This window comes from Microbulbifer yueqingensis, assembly GCF_900100355.1.
Classification (GTDB): domain Bacteria; phylum Pseudomonadota; class Gammaproteobacteria; order Pseudomonadales; family Cellvibrionaceae; genus Microbulbifer; species Microbulbifer yueqingensis.
In genome coordinates this window covers 684,426-702,179 of sequence record NZ_FNFH01000001.1, presented here as the reverse complement: position 1 = coordinate 702,179, position 17,754 = coordinate 684,426, and the positions used below count along the sequence as shown (strand labels likewise).

General features: G+C 64.1%; 16 protein-coding genes. 15 read left to right on the top strand and 1 reads right to left on the bottom strand.

All coding sequences use genetic code 11. The annotated features are described in order from the left end of the window. The 9 genes from BLT26_RS03100 to BLT26_RS03060 all read left to right on the top strand — a co-directional run bounded on the left by BLT26_RS03100 (window position 1) and on the right by BLT26_RS03060 (window position 6,441). Window positions 1-345 (top strand): YbaB/EbfC family nucleoid-associated protein, encoded by a 345-nt coding sequence (locus BLT26_RS03100; protein ID WP_091508068.1) that lies wholly within the window; start codon window positions 1-3, stop codon window positions 343-345. Window positions 346-401: 56 nt separating this feature from the next. Beyond that, window positions 402-1,007: a recombination mediator RecR gene (gene recR / locus BLT26_RS03095; RefSeq protein ID WP_091508065.1), complete on the top strand. Its 606-nt coding sequence runs from the start codon at window positions 402-404 to the stop codon at window positions 1,005-1,007. A gap of 7 nt (window positions 1,008-1,014) precedes the next feature. After that, complete coding sequence (gene rnd / locus BLT26_RS03090) at window positions 1,015-2,145, top strand: ribonuclease D (protein ID WP_091508062.1); 1,131 nt, start codon at window positions 1,015-1,017, stop codon at window positions 2,143-2,145. A 9-nt stretch (window positions 2,146-2,154) separates the two neighbouring features. Further along, window positions 2,155-2,442, top strand: coding sequence for a YcgL domain-containing protein (locus tag BLT26_RS03085; protein WP_091508059.1), 288 nt, complete (start codon window positions 2,155-2,157; stop codon window positions 2,440-2,442). Then, on the top strand, window positions 2,443-2,901 hold the full coding sequence (locus tag BLT26_RS03080; RefSeq protein ID WP_425435265.1) for a YcgN family cysteine cluster protein: 459 nt from the start codon (window positions 2,443-2,445) through the stop codon (window positions 2,899-2,901). A gap of 29 nt (window positions 2,902-2,930) precedes the next feature. Continuing rightward, window positions 2,931-3,320, top strand: a complete 390-nt coding sequence (locus tag BLT26_RS03075; protein ID WP_091508051.1) for a hypothetical protein — start codon at window positions 2,931-2,933, stop codon at window positions 3,318-3,320. 246 nt (window positions 3,321-3,566) lie between these two features. Further along, a complete protein-coding gene (locus tag BLT26_RS03070) occupies window positions 3,567-4,268 on the top strand; it encodes a YEATS-associated helix-containing protein (RefSeq protein ID WP_091508048.1) in 702 nt (233 codons plus the stop codon). A gap of 131 nt (window positions 4,269-4,399) precedes the next feature. Continuing rightward, entirely contained in the window at window positions 4,400-5,245 is an 846-nt protein-coding gene (locus BLT26_RS03065) for an AAA family ATPase (protein ID WP_091508794.1), read from the top strand. A gap of 14 nt (window positions 5,246-5,259) precedes the next feature. Then, window positions 5,260-6,441, top strand: coding sequence for a vWA domain-containing protein (locus tag BLT26_RS03060; protein ID WP_091508043.1), 1,182 nt, complete (start codon window positions 5,260-5,262; stop codon window positions 6,439-6,441). 130 nt (window positions 6,442-6,571) lie between these two features. Here BLT26_RS03060 and BLT26_RS03055 read toward each other — a convergent pair whose 3' ends face one another. Continuing rightward, window positions 6,572-8,047, bottom strand: coding sequence for a peptide MFS transporter (locus BLT26_RS03055; protein ID WP_091508038.1), 1,476 nt, complete (start codon window positions 8,045-8,047; stop codon window positions 6,572-6,574). Window positions 8,048-8,541: 494 nt separating this feature from the next. Here BLT26_RS03055 and hrpA point away from each other — a divergent pair, with 494 nt between their 5' ends. The 6 genes from hrpA (at window position 8,542) to BLT26_RS03020 (ending at window position 17,672) form a co-directional block, all read left to right on the top strand. Then, window positions 8,542-12,507: an ATP-dependent RNA helicase HrpA gene (hrpA, locus tag BLT26_RS03050; RefSeq protein WP_091508035.1), complete on the top strand. Its 3,966-nt coding sequence runs from the start codon at window positions 8,542-8,544 to the stop codon at window positions 12,505-12,507. A 462-nt stretch (window positions 12,508-12,969) separates the two neighbouring features. After that, on the top strand, window positions 12,970-13,302 hold the full coding sequence (locus tag BLT26_RS03040; RefSeq protein ID WP_091508029.1) for an HvfA family oxazolone/thioamide-modified RiPP metallophore: 333 nt from the start codon (window positions 12,970-12,972) through the stop codon (window positions 13,300-13,302). An 81-nt stretch (window positions 13,303-13,383) separates the two neighbouring features. After that, complete coding sequence (locus tag BLT26_RS03035; protein WP_091508025.1) at window positions 13,384-14,283, top strand: HvfB family MNIO-type RiPP peptide maturase; 900 nt, start codon at window positions 13,384-13,386, stop codon at window positions 14,281-14,283. After that, complete coding sequence (locus tag BLT26_RS03030; protein ID WP_091508021.1) at window positions 14,264-15,076, top strand: HvfC family RiPP maturation protein; 813 nt, start codon at window positions 14,264-14,266, stop codon at window positions 15,074-15,076. The genes BLT26_RS03035 and BLT26_RS03030 overlap by 20 nt, the downstream gene beginning before the upstream one ends. Before the next feature lie 151 nt (window positions 15,077-15,227). Then, window positions 15,228-16,454, top strand: a complete 1,227-nt coding sequence (locus tag BLT26_RS03025) for an MlaA family lipoprotein (protein WP_245720561.1) — start codon at window positions 15,228-15,230, stop codon at window positions 16,452-16,454. Between the two features lie 36 nt (window positions 16,455-16,490). Continuing rightward, the gene (locus BLT26_RS03020) at window positions 16,491-17,672 is read left to right on the top strand and encodes a PP2C family protein-serine/threonine phosphatase (RefSeq protein ID WP_091508019.1); all 1,182 of its coding nucleotides are present in this window, start codon (window positions 16,491-16,493) and stop codon (window positions 17,670-17,672) included. The last annotated feature ends 82 nt before the right edge of the window (window positions 17,673-17,754 follow it).

Genomic DNA, 17,754 nt, shown 5'->3' with positions numbered 1-17,754 from the left:
ATGAAAGGTTTGGGCGATTTGATGCAGCAGGCCCAGAAAATGCAGGCCGACATGCAGGAAAAGATGCAGAAGATGCAGGAGCAGCTCAATGAGCTCCGCGTGGTCGGCGAGGCGGGGGCCGGAATGGTAAAGGTCACCATGAACGGTCGCCACGACGTCACCGGGGTCGAGATCGACCCGGAGCTGATGGGCGAGGACAAGGAAATGCTCGAGGACTTGCTGGCAGCAGCCGTCAACGACGCGGTGCGCCGTGCCGAGGAAAAGGCGCAGCAGCTGCAGAAGGAGCAGCTGGGTGGACTCGCCTCCGGCATGAACATGCCGGAAGGCTTCAAGTTCCCGTTTTGATGGCCAGTGGTGCACGACCAGTGGTTCACGACATTTAGCATGAGAAAGCGCACCTGATGTTCAGCCCCCTGATTGAAGACCTGATACGCGCGCTGCGCTGCCTGCCCGGCGTGGGGCCCAAGTCCGCGCAGCGCATGGCCATGTACCTGCTGGAGCGCGACCGCGATGCCGCGGGCCTGCTGGCGCGCACCCTGGAGATGGCCGTAGAGAAAGTCGGGCGCTGCAGCCAGTGCCGCACCCTCACCGAGCAGGATCTCTGCGCCCTGTGTGGCAGCAGCCGGCGCGACGACAGCGCCCTGTGCGTGGTTGAAACCCCGGCCGACGTGCTCGCCATCGAGCAGGCGGGCAATTACCATGGCCGCTACTTTGTCCTGCACGGTCACCTGTCGCCCATCGACGGGGTTGGGCCGGCGGACCTGGGCATAGACCTGCTGGAGCAGCGGCTTGCCGGTGAGCCGGTAAAGGAACTGATCATTGCCACCAACCCGACCGTCGAGGGCGAGGCCACCGCGCAGTTTATCGCCGAGCGCGCCCGCGAGCGCGGCATCGCCGTGAGCCGCATTGCCCATGGCGTGCCCATCGGTGGTGAGCTCGAATATATTGACGGCGGTACCCTTGCGCACGCCTTCAACAGCCGTACGGCTTTTTTCTCCGGTAACTGAGACACTGATGCTGAATGTGGATACCACACCCGTCTGGGTGGATGACAGCGCAGAGCTGGCGCACCTGTGTGAGAAGTGGCGCGGCCAGAAAGCCGTCGCACTCGACACGGAGTTTATGCGCAGCCGCACCTTTTACCCCCAGCCGGCACTGGTGCAGGTGGGCGACGGCGAGCGCTGTTACCTGATCGACAACCTGGCCATCGACAACCTGGAGCCGCTGCGCGAGCTGCTGCTGGATACCAGCGTTACCAAGATCATGCATTCCTGCAGTGAGGACCTCGAAACCCTGGAGCGCCTGCTGGGCGCGGTGCCGGAGCCCATTTTCGATACCCAGGTGGCTGCGGCGCTGGCCGGCCTCGGCTCGGGGCTTGGCTACGCGGCAACAGTGCGCGAGCTGCTGGGCGTGGAGCTGCCGAAGAGCGAGACCCGATCCGACTGGTTGCAGCGGCCGCTCAGCGACGCACAGAAAAACTATGCGGCCCTGGACGTCGCCTGGCTGCCCATGGTCTACGGCGTACTGCTGAAGCGGTTGCGGGAGCGGGGGCGGCTGGAGTGGCTGGAGGAAGACTGTGCGGGCATGGTCCGCTCCGCCCGCAACCCCCAGCCCCCAGAACTTTATTACCAGCGGGTAAAGGGCGCCTGGCGCCTGAAAGGCCCGCAGCTCGCCGCGCTGCAGGACCTCTGCGCCTGGCGCGAGCGCGAGGCGCGGCTGCGCGACATGCCGCGTAACCACCTGCTGAAAGAGAGCGTCTGCTTGAACCTGGCACAACAGTTGCCGCAGCATGCCGCCGCCATGGCACAGCCGGGGCTGGAGGGCAGGAGCCTGCGGGAATACGGCGATACCCTGCTGGGGATTATCCAGCGTGCCGCCGAACGCCCGGATGCGCCGCCTGCCATGCCGCAGCCCCTGAGCCGGCGCGAGGGCGAGTGGCTCAAGCAATTGCGGCAGCGGGTCAGGGCAGTCGCCGAGGAAAGTGACTTGCCGGCAGAGATCCTGGTGCGCAAGAAAGAACTGGAAGCGCTGGTGCAAGCGGAGGACCCCCGGCTGGACGGGCGCCTCGAAGGCTGGCGCGGTGATGTAGTCGGCGAGGCCCTGATGCAGGAGCTGCGGGAACTTCGCGGAGAGAAAACAGGTTAGATAACCAGAGTGAAGACGGTTTGTGACATCTACCGCAGCCCGCGGGAAGAGGAAATGTATCTTTACGTGGACAAGCGCGAGGGTACCGCGCGGGTGCCGGAGGCGCTGCTGAAACTGTTTGGCCAGCCACAGCACCTGGTGACCATGGTGCTGACACCGGAGAAGCGGCTGGCGCGCGCCGAGGCGGGCAAGGTGCTCGAGGAAATCCGCGAGCGCGGTTTTTACCTGCAGATGCCGCCGGCCAGGGATGACGAGATGCGTGCGATTGCAGCCCAGAACAGCAAGTTGCAGCACTGAATCGTGGACGGGCAACCCTTCTGGCAGCGCAAGACGCTGGCCGAGATGAGCGACAGCGAATGGGAATCGCTCTGCGACGGCTGCGGGCGCTGCTGCCTGCACCGGCTCGAGGACGCGGACACCGGCGAGATCCACACTACCAACGTCGCCTGCCGCCTGCTGGATACCCACAGTTGCCGCTGCAGTGACTACCCGAACCGCAAGCGGGAGGTGCCGGACTGCATCCAGCTGCGCGTATCGGACCTGGCCGATTTCCACTGGCTGCCGCGCACCTGTGCCTACCGGGCGCTTTCCGAGGGGCGGTCGCTGGAGGACTGGCATCCACTGGTATCGGGGCGAGCCGAATCAGTGCACGAGGCCGGGATCTCGGTGCAGGATTGCGTGGTCAGCGAGGACCTGGTGCATCCGGACGATTTTGAAGAACACATCGTCACCTGGGTGGGTGACGATCCGAACTAAACAAGTAACCAAGTAAGTACAGAACAACTATGTCAGATATGGCGGAAGAATTTCGAATTGCCTGGATGATCTATACCGGCGGCACCCTCGTGCTGCTGCTGGCGGGCTGGTGGTTTATGCGCAAGTGGCGCTGGTCGTGGCCGCGTCGCGGCCTGTTGCTGGTTGCCGCCGCCGCCCTGCTGGTACCCACTGTCGGTCGCACCCCCGAGGGGCCGGCGATGCCGGTGCTGCCCATGTTCGTCTACCAGCTGCTATTCGAGGAAGAGGGACCGGCGCCCGAAGTGACAGCCAACCTGGTGTTCGCTACTGCGGGGGCACTGGTACTGGTATCCCTGTGGGGCCTTATCACCCTGGTTCTGCGCCACCGTCGGGAAAAACGCCAGAAGTACGAGGACGATCCCTACTACAGCAACCAGTAGCGCCGGACTGGCGGGCGGGCCCGGGCGCCGGGCCTCGGCCGTTCGAGCAAAGACACCGAATTCCACATGGGTCGGTCCGCGTCGGGCGGACAGCTGCTATATCTATAGGGCTGGCCCCCCGGCGAGGCGGGGTCCCGTCACTACAAGAATTTGGCCTGGTATCCGGGAATCCGTGCCCTTCCAACCCGCCCAGCGGCCCTCCGGGAGTACAGGATTTGCGCGCCGATGCCAGGCAGAGGAATCCGGATGCTCGATCATCTGCTCATTCTCACCGCTGTCATGCTGGTCTCCGGTATCCTCGGCGGCCTGGTGAACTATTACCAGATGCTGTTTACGGAAGAGGATCCCGCCGGTCTGGCCCGCTGCCTGATCATGGGCCTGTGCGGTGCGCTGATGGTGCCCATCTTCCTCAAGTTTACCCAGAGCGACCTGCTCATCGAGATCCAGGGCGATCCCTCCCGCCTGCTGCTGTTCACCGGCTACTGCCTGCTGGCTGCCATCGCCTCCCGCATGTTTGTCTTCAACGCTGCGCGCCGGCAGCTGCGCGACGCCAGTATCGCCCGCGCGCGGGTGGAAAACCTGGAGCAGGAGCTGCGCGCCATGCAGCTGGAAATGATGCCGCTGCTCGAGCACGAGATCGAGGGCGACCCCGACAGCGGGCCCTCGCTGGACTTCAACGAGATCCGCAAGCTGGACGAGAATGCCCTCCACGTACTGAAGCTGCTGAACACCGGCGAATGCGTGTTCCGCTCCCTGGGGGGCATGGTCCAGGAGGGTGGCATGGAGACCAATTCTGCCGCACGGGCACTCAACAGCCTGCTGGTGCTGGAAATGGTGGGTAAGATCCACACCCACCTGGGCATCCGCTGGTATATCACCGACAAGGGCCGGCAGGTGGTGCGCCGGCGCAGTTCCCAGGCCGTCGCTGACGAGCGCGTGGGTGAATGACCGGCTGTTCGCTGCCATCGCCTTCTGCCGTGCTTTTTCCGGGCAATTCATAGCTGCTGATTTGTCATTGATCTCCCGCCGCCATCCCTTACCATGCTCCCCATCTCTGGATTTTCTCGATGGGAGTGACCATGAAATTTACCGGCACCGACAACTACGTCGCCACCGATGACCTGCAGATGGCGGTGAACGCGGCGGTCACCTTGCAGCGCCCGCTGCTGATCAAGGGTGAGCCGGGTACAGGCAAGACCCTGCTGGCCGAAGAGGTGGCTGGCAGCCTGGGACTGAAACTGATCCAGTGGCATATCAAGTCCACCACCAAGGCCCAGCAGGGGCTGTACGAGTACGATGCGGTTTCCCGCTTGCGGGACTCCCAGCTGGGGGTGGACCGGGTGCATGACATCGCCAATTACATCAAGCGCGGCAAGCTGTGGGAGGCCTTTGCCTCCGACGAGCGCGTGGTACTGTTGATCGACGAGATCGACAAGGCCGATATCGAGTTCCCCAACGACCTGCTGGTGGAGCTGGATCGCATGGAATTCTTCGTTTACGAAACCGGCGAGACCGTCCGGGCCAGGCACCGCCCGATCGTCATCATCACCTCCAATAACGAGAAGGAGCTGCCGGACGCCTTCCTGCGCCGTTGTTTCTTCCATTACATCAGCTTCCCGGACCGGGACACCATGCACCGTATCGTCGACGTGCACTACCCGGGCATCAAGCAGCAGCTGGTGAAAGAAGCCATGGATATCTTCTTCCAGCTGCGCGAGGTGCCGGGGCTGAAGAAAAAGCCATCCACCTCCGAGCTGATCGACTGGCTGAAACTGCTGATGGCCGACGATATTCCCGAGGAGGTGCTCAAGAACCGCGACAGCACCAGTGCCATCCCGCCGCTCTACGGTGCGCTGCTCAAGAACGAGCAGGATGTGCACATGCTGGAGCGTCTCGCCTTTATGGCGCGTCGCGAAAATCGCTGAGCTGATCCTTTCCCATGCTGATTGGATTCTTCCTCAACCTGCGTCGCTACAAACTGCCGGCGTCTATCACCGAGCTGCTGGCCCTGCTGGAAGCCCTGCAGCAGCGGCTGGTGTTCGCCGACCTGGAGGAGTTCTATTTCCTCGCGCGCACCTGCCTGGTGAAGGACGAGAAGCACTTCGACAAGTTCGATCGCGCCTTCGATGCCTATTTCAAGGACCTGGAAACCCTGGATGACCTGCTCGAGCAGATGATCCCGGAGGAGTGGGTGCGGGCCGAATTCCTCAAGCAGCTCTCCGAAGAGGAAAAGGCAAAAATAGAAAGTCTCGGCGGGCTGGAAAAGCTGCTGGAGGAATTCCAGAAGCGGCTCGACGAGCAGAAGGAGCGCCACAGCGGCGGCAACAAATGGATCGGCACCGGGGGGACCAGCCCGTTCGGCAATGGCGGTTACAATCCGGAGGGCATCCGCGTGGGCGGTAGCAGTCGCAATCGTTCGGCTGCCAAGGTCTGGCAGAAACGCGAGTTTCGCAACCTGGACGACAGCGTGTCACTGGGCACGCGCAACATCCAGGTGGCGCTGCGCAAGCTGCGCAAATTTGCCCGCAGTGGCGCCGCCGAGGAACTGGACCTGGACGATACCATCTCCTCCACCGCCCGCAACGCGGGACTGCTGGATATCAAGATGGTCCCGGAGCGCCACAACGCCATCAAGGTACTGATCTTCTTCGACGTCGGCGGTTCGATGGATTCCCATATCCAGTCGTGTGAAGAACTCTTCTCCGCCTGCCGCTCGGAGTTCAAGCACCTGGAATATTTCTATTTCCACAACTTCATCTACGAGCACGTCTGGAGGGACAACCAGCGTCGTTACCGGGAAACCACCCCACTGCTGGAAGTGCTGCGAACCTACGGGCGCGATTACAAGGTAATCTTCGTCGGCGATGCCTCCATGGCTCCCTACGAGATCACGCACCGCTACGGCAGTGTCGAGCATATGAACGAGGAGCCCGGCGCGGCCTGGATGGAGCGGGTGGCGGATACCTGGCCGGAACTGGTGTGGCTCAACCCGGTGGGTGAGGAATACTGGCAGTACACGCCCAGTATCGGCATGACCCGGCAGCTCGTCGGCGACCGCATGTACCCCATGACCCTGGAGGGGCTCGACCGGGCCATTGCCCGGCTGGTGAAGGGGCGCTGAGCCCAGGGCGCCCGGGCGCGCCGGCCTGGAAGCGGGGCTGGCGGTCGCGGGCCGTCCGGTAATTCCGAATTACCCGTCGGCCCGGTCGCGGCCATGGGCCGCTCCTACAGCTCACTCCGGCCAGGGCATCCTATTGCTTGAAGTGCCGCCGTGGGGCGCCCTCGTGGTCGGCAGTGATGCCGTACTCCTCCTGGGTGGTCGGGCCCAGCTCCACGTGCGCTTCCTCGGCGCCGTGCATCCAGTCCACCAGCTTCTCGCGGATGAAGAACAGGATGATCCCGGCACCGATCGCGGCGATGGCCACGCCGCCGAAAGTTGCCAGCGGACCCGTCTCGCCCACCAGCTTACCGATTTCCGCCGCGCCCTTGTTGGCAATGCCGATAAAGGCGAACCACAGCCCCATCATCAGCGACAGGTAGCGCAGCGGCGACAGTTTGGTCACCATCGACAGGCCGATCGGCGACAGGCACAGCTCGCCGATGGTGTGGAAGATGTAGGCAAACACCAGCCACCAGATGCTGGCCTTGATGGTTTCCGAATCGCCGATCTGCAACGCCGCGCCGCACATGGCCACAAAGCCCAGGCCCAGGAATACCAGCCCCATACTGAACTTGCCGGGCGAGCTCGGCTCGCGGGCACCCAGCCCGACCCAGATGCTCGCCATGACCGGGGCCAGGATGATGATAAACAGCGGGTTCACCATCTGTAGCCAGCTGGCCGGGATCTCGTACCCCATCACATTCAGGTCGGTCTGGTACTTGGCGAACAGGTTCATCGAGCCCGCCGCCTGCTCGAAACCGGCCCAGAAAATTACCGTGAACACACCCAGTATCAGGATTACCTTGATGCGGTCGCGCTCCTCCGGGCTGAGTGGCTTGTGCCTGTCCCCGGCTTCCTTCTTGAGCCCGAGCTTGGCCGAGGGCTGCACGCCGATATCGCCCAGGAATTTCTTCGCCTGCGTCATCTGCAGCAGCAGGCCCAGCAGCATACCCACACCCGCAGTAAAGAAAGCCAGCTGGTAATTGATCTTCTCGCCGATCCAGCCGATCACCAGGTACCCCAGGATCGAGCCCAGGTTGATACCCATATAGAAAATCGTGAAGGCGGTGTCGCGCCGGCGGTCGCCCTCCTCGTAGAGGTCCCCCACCATGGTAGAGATGTTGGGCTTGAAGAAGCCGTTGCCGACGATCAGCAGGCCGAGCCCCAGCCACAGCATATAGATCTGGGTACCGTCGGGCAGCCAGCCGTGGGGAAAGCCGAGTGCAAACTGGCCCAGCATCATCAGGGTGCCGCCGAACATGATGCAGCGCCGCTGGCCCCAGCTGTTGTCGGCCATCCAGCCGCCGATGATGGGCGTCAGGTACACGAGCATCGCGTACCAGCCCAGGTAACTCAGGGCCTTGGACTGCAGCTCCACATCCGACAGCTGCTCCCAGCCAAATGCCGCGGCGGCGGCCGCTGAGGTCAGGTAAAACACGAAAATGCCGCGCATCCCGTAGTAACTCAGCCGTTCCCACATTTCGGTGCCGAACAGAAGGAACAGTCCCTTGGGGTGGCCGAGCATCTCGCCGGCGGAGGAGGGCGGTCTGGGCTTGAGATCTTGCATGAAGGTACCTCTGGCAAGCCTCGGGCATAGGACAATGTGCCGCCTCTCCAGCAGAACTGGGGACGGGATTTCCATGAGTATAGTTGAGCGCCAGTTTACCTAGTGGAGTGCCCCGGTCGTCCTGACCGGGGCACTCCGTCGCCCGTTGGATACTGGCGCAGGTGCGCGGACCTGCTGGCCCCCCCGGGCTTGCGCCGGCCCTGCCGGCGGCGGCACGTTCCTGTGCCGCTCGTTACCTGGAGGCCTTCGCGGTCGTCCTGACCGCTCAGGCCGTCGGCCCCCTATCTCTGTTGTCATGCCGGCATCCAGTGGCCACGGTACGCTCCACGGGAGTTGTGAAGCCCAGGTGTGGCACGGAGACAGGTTCTGCGGTTGTTCCAGGAGCCTCGATAGGCCACGGGGACCGGTGCGTTCCGTTTGACTGTCCCGGGGGCATTTAGCCCGCGGCTCGCCCAGCAGGTATAATCGCGGGTTTGCAGTCAGTTCCCCGGATTATGAGTCATACCGACACCACCGCCGCCCTCAAAGCCCTGAGCGCGCAGTTTGAGTCCCTCCTGGCCGAGTGCATGGGGCGGGACCGCCACCGCCTGCGCAAGACCCTCGGGACCGCGCGCCGGCGCCTGCAGGACGGCAAGCCCGTGGACCGGATGCTGGCACAGCTGGAGACAGAGCTGCAGGCCTCCCAGGCGCTGGCAGCGGCGCGCCGGGAGAAGCTGCCCCGGGCCAGCTGGCCGGAAGAGTTGCCGGTGGTGGCGCGGCGGGAGGAAATCGCGGAGCTTATCGCGGCCAACCAGGTGGTGGTGGTGGCGGGCGAGACCGGCTCCGGCAAGACCACCCAGCTGCCCAAGATCTGCCTGGAACTGGGCCGGGGCGTCTATGGCCAGATCGGCCACACCCAGCCGCGGCGGATCGCCGCGCGCACGGTTGCCAATCGCATCGCCGAGGAACTGCAGCAGCCGCTCGGCCAGTCGGTGGGCTACCAGGTGCGCTTTACCGACCACAGTACCGAGCACACCCACGTCAAGCTGATGACCGACGGCATCCTGCTGGCCGAGATCCAGCGGGACCCGCTGCTCAACAAGTACGATACCCTGATCATCGACGAGGCCCACGAGCGCAGCCTCAACATCGACTTCCTGCTCGGTTACCTCAAGACCCTGCTGCCGAAACGCCCCGACCTGAAGCTGATCATCACCTCGGCCACCATCGACCTGGAGAAATTCTCCAGCCACTTCGACGACGCACCCATCATCGAGGTTTCCGGCCGCACCTACCCGGTGGAGATCCACTACCGGCCGCCCGCGGACAGCGATGCGGACCTCAGCGACCAGGTCATAGCGGCGGTGGACGAACTGCTGCAGGAGGAGAAGCAAAGTTCCCGGCGCGGCGGCGACATCCTGGTATTCATGAGCGGCGAGCGCGAGATCCGCGAGTGCGCGAAGGCGTTGCGCGATGCCCATATCCCGCAACTGGAGGTGCTGCCCCTGTATGCGCGCCTCAGCCTGGCGGAGCAGAACAAGGTCTTCAGTGGCCACTCTTCATCCTCGCGAAGGGGCCGGCGCATAGTGCTGGCCACCAACGTGGCCGAGACCTCCATCACCGTGCCCGGCATCCGCTACGTGATCGACCCGGGCACTGCGCGCATCAGCCGTTACAGTTACCGCAGCAAGATCCAGCGCCTGCCGGTGGAGGCCATCTCCCAGGCCAGCGCCAACCAGCGCGCGGGGCGCTGTGGCCGGGTGAGTGCCGGGGTCTGCGTGCGCCTGTACGAGGAGAGCGATTTCCTGCAGCGCCCGGAGTTCACCGATGCCGAGATCCTGCGCACCAACCTGGGCGCGGTCATCCTGCAGATGCTGCAGCTGCGCATCGGCGATATCCGCGAATTCCCCTTTGTCGACCCGCCCGACCAGCGCCTGATTAACGACGGTTACAAGCTGCTGGAGGAACTGCAGGCGGTGGACAGTCGCGGCCGGGTGACGCCCCTGGGCCGTGCCCTGTCGCGGCTGCCGCTGGACCCGCAGCTGGGGCGCATGTTACTGGCCGCCCGCGAGCACGATTGCCTGCGGGAACTGCTGGTTATTGTCAGTGCGCTGGCGGTGCAGGACCCGCGCGAGCGCCCGGCGGAAAAGCGCCAGGCCGCGGACGAGAAGCACCGGCAGTGGCAGCACGAAAAATCCGATTTCCTCTCCTATGTGCAGCTCTGGGATGCCTTTGAGGAACAGCGCCAGGAGCTCAGCCAGAACCAGCTGCGCAAGTGGTGCCAGAAGAATTTCCTCTCGTGGATGCGCATGCGCGAGTGGCGGGACATCCACCACCAGTTGCGGGTGGCCAGCCGCGACCTGGGCAGTGATATCAAGCTGAAGGAAAACCGCGAGCCGGCCGACTACGCAGCGGTGCACCGCGCGATCCTGCCGGGCCTGCTGGGCAATATCGGCGTGCGCGACGAGAACAAGGAATTCCTGGGCTGCCGCAACCGGCGCTTCCACATTTTCCCGGGCTCGGGCCAGTTCAAGAAACCGCCCCGCTGGGTGGTGGCCGGCCAGCTGCTGGAAACCAGCCGGCTGTTCGCGCACACGGTGGCAAAGATCGAGCCCGACTGGGCGCTGGGTGCAGCCGAGCACCTGGTGAAACGCAACTATTTCGAACCCCATTACGACGCCCGTGCGGGGCAGGTGATGGCCTACGAGAAAATTTCCCTCTACGGCCTGGTGCTGGTGGAGAAGCGGCGTATCCACTTCGGCAAGCTGGACCCGAAAACCGCGCGCGAAGTGTTTATCCGCCAGGCCCTGGTGGAGCAGCGCTACGACAAGAATCGCCGCGGCAAGGGAAAGTTCTTCCGGCACTACCAGGCCCTGCTGGAGGAGCTGGGCGATCTCGAGGCCAAGTCGCGCCGGCGCGACATCCTTGTGGATGACGAGGTGGTGTTCCGCTTTTTCGACGAGCGCGTCCCCGCGGATATCGTCAACCTGGCCGGCTTCGAGCACTGGCGGAAAAAGGCCGAGGCGGCAGATCCGGAATTACTGTTCATTCCCCGCGAGCTGCTGATGCAGCAGAGCGCCGATCACGTGGGCGAGGCGCAGTTTCCCGACACGTTGCAGGCGGGTGGGATCGAGTTTCCGCTCGGCTACCACTTCGAGCCCGGTGCGGTGGATGACGGGGTCAGCATCCAGGTGCCGGTGGGAGCCCTGCACCAGGTGCCGGCAGCGCGGCTCAGCTGGCTGGTGCCCGGCCTGTTGCGCGACAAGTGCATTGCACTGGTAAAGGCACTGCCCAAGCAGTGGCGTAAATATTTTGTGCCGGTGCCGGCGGCCGTGGACCGCGCGCTGCCGCGTATGCTCGCCGACAATACACCGTTGTGGCAGGCACTGGCGCGCGAACTCAAGCGGCAGACCGCACAGGAATTGCCGGAAGCGGCCTGGGAGTCCGCGGAGCAGTCGCTGGAGGATTTCTACCGCTTCAATATCCAGGTGATGGATGAAGAGGGTGAGCTGATCGACCAGGACCGGGACCTGGCTACCCTGCAGGCCCGCTACCGGGACCGGGTACAACAGAAGCTGGCGAGCGCCGGCGACGAATTCGAGCGCAGCGGCATCACCAGCTGGGATTTCGGCGACCTGCCGGAAACCCATACCCTGGAGCAGGGCGGGCTGAAGGTGCGCGCCTACCCGGCGCTGGTGGATGAGGGGGACAGCGTAGCCCTGAAGCTCCTCGACAACCCCCGCGAGGCCTGGCGACTGTCGCGCGCCGGTACCTGCCGCCTGGCACTGCTGCACCTGCCGGAGCCGGTGAAATACCTGCGCAAGGAGCTGCTGCGCGGCAAGGAACTGGGCCTCAGTGCAGCGGACCTCGGCCGGCGGGAAGAGGTGGCCGACGATATCCTGATGGCGGCGGTGCGGGAGCTGTTCTGGCCAGGCGAGCAGTGGCCGCGCAGCGAGGCGGAATTCCGCCAGGCTCTCGAGCGCAGCGGTGAGCTGGTGGGCATGGCCCAGGAAATCGCCGCGCTGCTGGTCAAGGCGCTGGCGCAGCTGGTGCCCCTGCGCAAGCAGATGAAGCAGCAGAAAAACCTGGCGGTGGCCATGGCGGTGGGCGACATCCAGCAGCAGTTGCAGCTGCTGTTCTATCGCGGCCTCCTGTTCGATACGCCGCTCGAGTGGCTGCGCCAGTACTCCCGCTACCTGAAGGGCATCGAGCTGCGGTTGGAAAAGGCGGTGCTGGACCCGAACCGCGATCGCCGCCTGCAGGCGGAATGGCACAAGGCCGCAGACCCACTCCTCGCACTCTGGGAGAAATACGGTCCCCGGGTCATCGCCGCCGAGGCAGAGCTGGCACAGTACCGCTGGATGCTGGAGGAATTCCGTGTCTCCCTGTTTGCCCAGTCCCTGAAAACCCTGATGCCTGTGTCCAGCAAGCGCCTGAACAAACTCTGGGCAGAAATCGATCAATCCAATCCGCTCGCCTGAGCGTAGGTAACAGGGACGGACAGGCGGCCGTCGGGCGAGATAGCGTGACCCGCCAGGGAAGGCGGGTGTCGCTGGCCCAGGCGCGCCCTCCGTGTGTGGGTTTTCTTCATGGCAAGTCCTTCCGCTTCCACCGGGTTTCCGGTGGCCGGCTCGCCTGGTCCATTGGGCGCGCCGGCTTTCCTTTTTCCTGCCGCTTCCCTCCCTCCGGCCGAAACTTGAACTGGAGCACGTTTCCTGCCCGTGCAACTGCGATGGTTATGTGTAATAACTGCAGCCCGGGCGCGACCAAATCCATGAGAGCCGGAAAAACGTACTCTCCGGTATTGAACGCCGGGAGAATGCGGCCGGTCTCAACCTGTGACGGCCTGCCCCGCGTGGTCGTTATAATGCTGGCAGGCGACGGAGGAGCGCCAGTCGGCGCGAGCCTTTATAGAAGCTAAAGTATTAATGAGGAGAACTGTTATGACTAAGAAGAATCTACCCCTCGCTGCGGCGGTCGGTGCGGCCTTTATCGCGTCTGCTTCCCTGAACGTGTCTGCGGGCGTGGGCAATGCCAACCCCTTCGCAGCCGAAGAGCTTTCTTCCGGCTACAACCTGGCCATGCTCAGTGAGCACGGCGACGACAAGAAGAAAGAAGGCAAGTGCGGCGAAGGTAAGTGCGGCGAAGAAGGCAAGAAGAAAGAAGGCGAAGGTAAGTGCGGCGAAGGGAAGTGCGGCGAGGAAGGCGAGCACGAAGGCATGGAAGGCATGAAGGAAGGCGAAGGTAAATGTGGTGAGGGCAAGTGCGGGGCTTGATAGCCTCGTATCCCCGGTGCGGGGGTAGGGTGGAGGTCCCTGCCCCCGTCGCCTGACGCTGGTGACAGCAGAAGAAACGAAATGACGATTTCTAAAACCGTTGAATACCCTGTCGAAGGAGCAGGCCTCGGCCTGCGCCGCTCCATGATGGGAGAGGAGATGCCCACCGGGGCGGTGGATTTCCTCGAGGTGGCGCCGGAAAACTGGATCAATGTGGGCGGGCGCTACGGCCGCTGGTTCCGCGAGTATACGGAGCGCTACCCGTTCGTAATTCACGGTCTCTCCCTCTCCATCGGCTCGCCGGCGCCGCTTGACCTGGAGCTGGTGAAGTCAGTGAAAGGATTTATCAGGGAGCACGGCATCCGCTGTTACAGCGAGCACCTGAGCTACTGTTCCGACCACGGCCACCTGTACGACCTGCTGCCGATTCCCTTTACTGAAGAGGCGGTGGCGTACGTCGCGGGCCGTATCCGCCAGGTACAGGATGTGCTGGAGCAGCGCATCGCCATGGAGAATGTCTCCTATTACGCGGCGCCCGCCCGTGAAATGAGCGAGCTGGAGTTCCTCAACGCAGTGCTGGCCGAGGCGGACTGCGACCTGTTGCTGGACGTCAATAACATCTACGTGAATTCAATCAACCATCGCTATGATGCGGGGGAATTCCTGCGCGGATTGCCGGCGGACAGGATCCGTTACGCGCACGTGGCCGGCCACTTCAATGAGGCCGACGACCTGAAAGTGGATACCCACGGCGCGCCGGTGATCGACCCGGTCTGGCAGCTGCTACAGGAAGCCTACGCGCATTTCGGGGTTTTCCCCACCCTGCTCGAGCGGGACTTCAATATCCCGCCGCTGCCCGAGCTGGTGCGGGAAGTAGGGCATATCCGCCAACTGCAGGAGCAGGCAGCGACTGTCTCCCGTCCCAGTGGGTCGGCCAAAGAACCCGCGCCGGAGGTGGCCCGTGTCCACGCGTACCGGTGAGAAGTCCCGGCAGGTAGCCGCGGGGGACGCGGGGGAAAAGTCGCACTTCGCTGAGCATCAGCGTCGCTTTGCCGCGCACCTGCGCAGCCCCGAGACCAACCCGGCACCCGCAGGCGTCGAGGATCGCCGGATGGGCATCTACCGCGACCTCATCTACAACAATATCGAATCGTTCATCGCCAATGGATTCCCGGTGCTGCGCAGTATCTACCGGGATGCAGACTGGCACGCAATGGTGCGGGATTTCGTGCATCGCCATGCCTCCCGCAGCCCCTACTTCCTGCAGATCAGTGAGGAATTCCTGCACTACCTGCAGGAGGAGCGCGGCCCCCGGGAAGGTGATCCCCCTTTCCTGCTGGAGCTGGCGCACTACGAATGGGTAGAGCTGGCGCTGGATGTGAATCCGGCGGAACTTCCCACGGGCCTGGCGGCCGAAGGCGACGTGCTCGAGCAGGTGCCGGTGGTCTCGCCCCTGGCCTGGAGCCTCAGCTATCGCTTTCCCGTGCACAGAATTGGCCCGGCGTTCCAGCCCCAGGAGCCCCCGGAAACACCCACTTTCCTGCTGGTCTACCGGAATCGCCAGGATGAGGTGGGGTTCATGGAAATCAATGCGGTGACCGCGCGATTATTGCAGCTGGCCGACGGCGGCGAGCACACCGGCCGGCAGCTGCTCGAGCTGCTGGCGGCGGAGCTCGGGCACGGGGACGTGGATGCCCTGCTCGGGTTCGGCCAGTCGCTGCTGGAACAATTGCTGCGAGCCGGGGTGATCGCGGGTCTCAGGCCCCGGGCGTGAACGGGCAGGGTACTTGCCCGAAACTCCCCGATCGTTGGCGGATACGGTAAAACAGGGCAACTGCTATGCTGCCAAGGGTGGTTTGCCCCAGTGGGGGGCGGTAGAATTTGCGCAACTTCAAGGTGATCGAGATCGAAAGAGGAGCTGTGGTTTGCTTGGACGCAAATTGAATTCGCCTTGGTTGCTGGCCGCTGTGCTGGCGGCCAGTCCCCTGGTTGTACAGGCTGCCCAGGAGGACCCGTTTGCAGAGGCCGCCCCCGCCACGGCTGCCGGGCAGGTCCCGGCAGGGACCGATGCACAGGCCGCCCCCGCCACGGCTGCCGGGCAGGTCCCGGCAGGGACCGATGCACAGGCCGCCGATCCCCAAACCGCCGGCAGTGAACCCGCCCCCGCCGATAACGCGACTGATGCCGACGCCGATGCCGACCCCTTTGCGGAGTCCGGCGCAGCTGACGGGACGGACGGTGCAACCGCGGGCAGCGCCGGCGGCACCAGCCTGGAAGATGAATACGGTTTTGACCCCGCGGAGGAGTTCGCCGGGGGGCAGGACTCCAGCGAGCGCGATCCCTGGGAGGGGTTCAATCGCGCGGTCTTCCGTTTCAATGACACTGCGGACCGCTGGGTGTTGAAGCCTGTCGCCACCACCTACCGCCAGGTTACGCCGATTTTCATGCAATACGGCGTCAGTAACTTCTTCGGCAACCTGCGTGAAGTCACCACCACCATCAACAGTGTCCTGCAGTGGAAGTGGGACCATGCGGGCAACGGCGCCGGCCGCTTCCTGATCAACTCCACTGTGGGGGTGGCGGGGCTGTTCGATGTGGCCCAGCACGTGGGCCTGGAACAGACCGAGGGCGAGGACTTCGCCCAGACCCTGGCGGTGTGGGGCGTGCCCTCCGGGCCCTACCTGGTGCTGCCGTTCATGGGCCCCTCCACCGTGCGCGGCGTGCCGGGCCAGGTGGTGGACTGGTACACCAACCCCCTGACCTATATCGAGCACGACCAGACCCGCTATGCATTCAAGTTAACCGACCTGGTGCAGACCCGGGCCAGCCTCCTGAAAACCGAGGCCCTGCTGCAGGGGGATCGCTACGTGCTGCTGCGCGACGCCTACCTGCAGCGGCGTGACTACCTGATCAGCGACGGCGACGTTTCCGACGATTTCGGCAGTGAGGAAGACCCGTTCGGTGGCGGCGGTGACGCCGGAACGGATGCCGACGAAGCCGACCCCTTGGGCGGCGGCGAAGCCGATCCCTTCGGTGATGCCGGCACTGGCGACGGGGAGCCGGCCGCTACCGGCGATGATGCCGGTAACGACAGCCCGGATACCGAAGATGGCATCGACTCCGACAGTGAGCCCGATGTATTCAGCAATTAAAATCCGCTTTTGGCGGGCCCTCAACCTTCCTGCAATATGTCCGAGCGCCAGCGCCTGCTATTGATTGAAGCCGACCCCGCGTCGCGCGAGTGCGTGCGGCGCGCGGCCCTGCGCCTCAATTTCGAGGTGACAGAGGCGGAATCGGGTCTGCAGGGCATCGGCGTGTTTGCCCCGGGGCTGTTTCGCCTGGTGGTCACCGACCTGCACCTGCCCGATATGGGCGGTCTGGAGGTGCTGCGCAAGATCAAGCAGCTGGCCCCGGAATCCGCCGTGGTGGTTATCGCCTCCAACAGCGAGGTGAGCGATGTGGTCCAGGCGCTGCGCCTGGGCGCCAGCGACTATGTGCTGAAACCGGTTGAGGATGCGGCGGTGATCGAACACGCCCTCAAGCGGATTACCGAATCCCAGGCGCTGTCGCGCGAGAACCGCGAATACCGCGAGCAGCTTGAGGCGCGCAACCGCGAGCTGCACGAGCATATCGAGGTGTTACAGCGCGACCAGCAGGCCGGGCGCCTGTTGCAGCAGCACCTGTTACCCCGCACTCCCTACGAATACCCGGGTCATATCGAGGCCGCATACCGCCTGGTCCCCTCCCTGTACCTGAGCGGCGATTTCGTCGATTACGGGCTCTTCGGTGAGCGTTTTATCGCTTTTTACCTGGTGGATGTCTCCGGCCACGGCGTCTCGTCGGCGCTGGTGACCGCGCTTATCAAGCACAGCATCATGCACCTGCTGCGGGAGAAACCGCTGTTCGCCAGCCTCGACGCCGTCCCCGGCGACCTGCTGGAGATCCTGCAGCTGATCAACCGGGAGCTGCTCTCCACCAGCCTCGACAAGCACGCCAGTATGTTTGTGGGGGTGATCGACAGTCGCGCACGCAAGCTGCACTACGCCGTGGCCGGGCAGGTCCCCATGCCGGCGCTCGTCACCTCCAGCGGCGCCGAGTGGCTGCCGGGCAAGGGGCGCCCGCTGGGCCTGTTCGAGCGGGGTGACTGGCAGGTGCTGGAAGCCAGCCTGCCCGCCAGCTGGCGCCTGGTGGCCTGTTCCGATGGTGTGCTGGAGCTGTTGCAGGGTGACCTGCTGCAGCGTGAGGCCAAGCTACTGCAGTCGATAGACGAAAGCCGAGGCGACCTGGATACCCTCTGCGCGGCCCTGCACGTGGATACCTGCAATGATCTCCCGGACGATGTCACCATCCTGACGGTTCGCCAGGACTGAACCCCTCCGCTCAGGTGACCATATGGTCCGCTGTGCAGGCGCACAAAACTTGTCACTGCCGGTGTGCAGGAGTAAGCTCCGC

What these genes read in the sequence shown, in the direction of transcription:
- BLT26_RS03055 (WP_091508038.1), bottom strand. Translation starts at nt 8,047, where the DNA reads ATGCAAGATCTCAAGCCCAGACCGCCCTCCTCCGCCGGCGAGATGCTC.
- BLT26_RS03065 (WP_091508794.1), top strand. Translation starts at nt 4,400, where the DNA reads ATGAAATTTACCGGCACCGACAACTACGTCGCCACCGATGACCTGCAG.
- BLT26_RS03035 (WP_091508025.1), top strand. Translation starts at nt 13,384, where the DNA reads ATGACGATTTCTAAAACCGTTGAATACCCTGTCGAAGGAGCAGGCCTC.
- BLT26_RS03060 (WP_091508043.1), top strand. Translation starts at nt 5,260, where the DNA reads ATGCTGATTGGATTCTTCCTCAACCTGCGTCGCTACAAACTGCCGGCG.
- BLT26_RS03040 (WP_091508029.1), top strand. Translation starts at nt 12,970, where the DNA reads ATGACTAAGAAGAATCTACCCCTCGCTGCGGCGGTCGGTGCGGCCTTT.
- BLT26_RS03070 (WP_091508048.1), top strand. Translation starts at nt 3,567, where the DNA reads ATGCTCGATCATCTGCTCATTCTCACCGCTGTCATGCTGGTCTCCGGT.
- BLT26_RS03020 (WP_091508019.1), top strand. Translation starts at nt 16,491, where the DNA reads ATGTCCGAGCGCCAGCGCCTGCTATTGATTGAAGCCGACCCCGCGTCG.
- BLT26_RS03100 (WP_091508068.1), top strand. Translation starts at nt 1, where the DNA reads ATGAAAGGTTTGGGCGATTTGATGCAGCAGGCCCAGAAAATGCAGGCC.
- rnd (WP_091508062.1), top strand. Translation starts at nt 1,015, where the DNA reads ATGCTGAATGTGGATACCACACCCGTCTGGGTGGATGACAGCGCAGAG.
- recR (WP_091508065.1), top strand. Translation starts at nt 402, where the DNA reads ATGTTCAGCCCCCTGATTGAAGACCTGATACGCGCGCTGCGCTGCCTG.
- hrpA (WP_091508035.1), top strand. Translation starts at nt 8,542, where the DNA reads ATGAGTCATACCGACACCACCGCCGCCCTCAAAGCCCTGAGCGCGCAG.
- BLT26_RS03075 (WP_091508051.1), top strand. Translation starts at nt 2,931, where the DNA reads ATGTCAGATATGGCGGAAGAATTTCGAATTGCCTGGATGATCTATACC.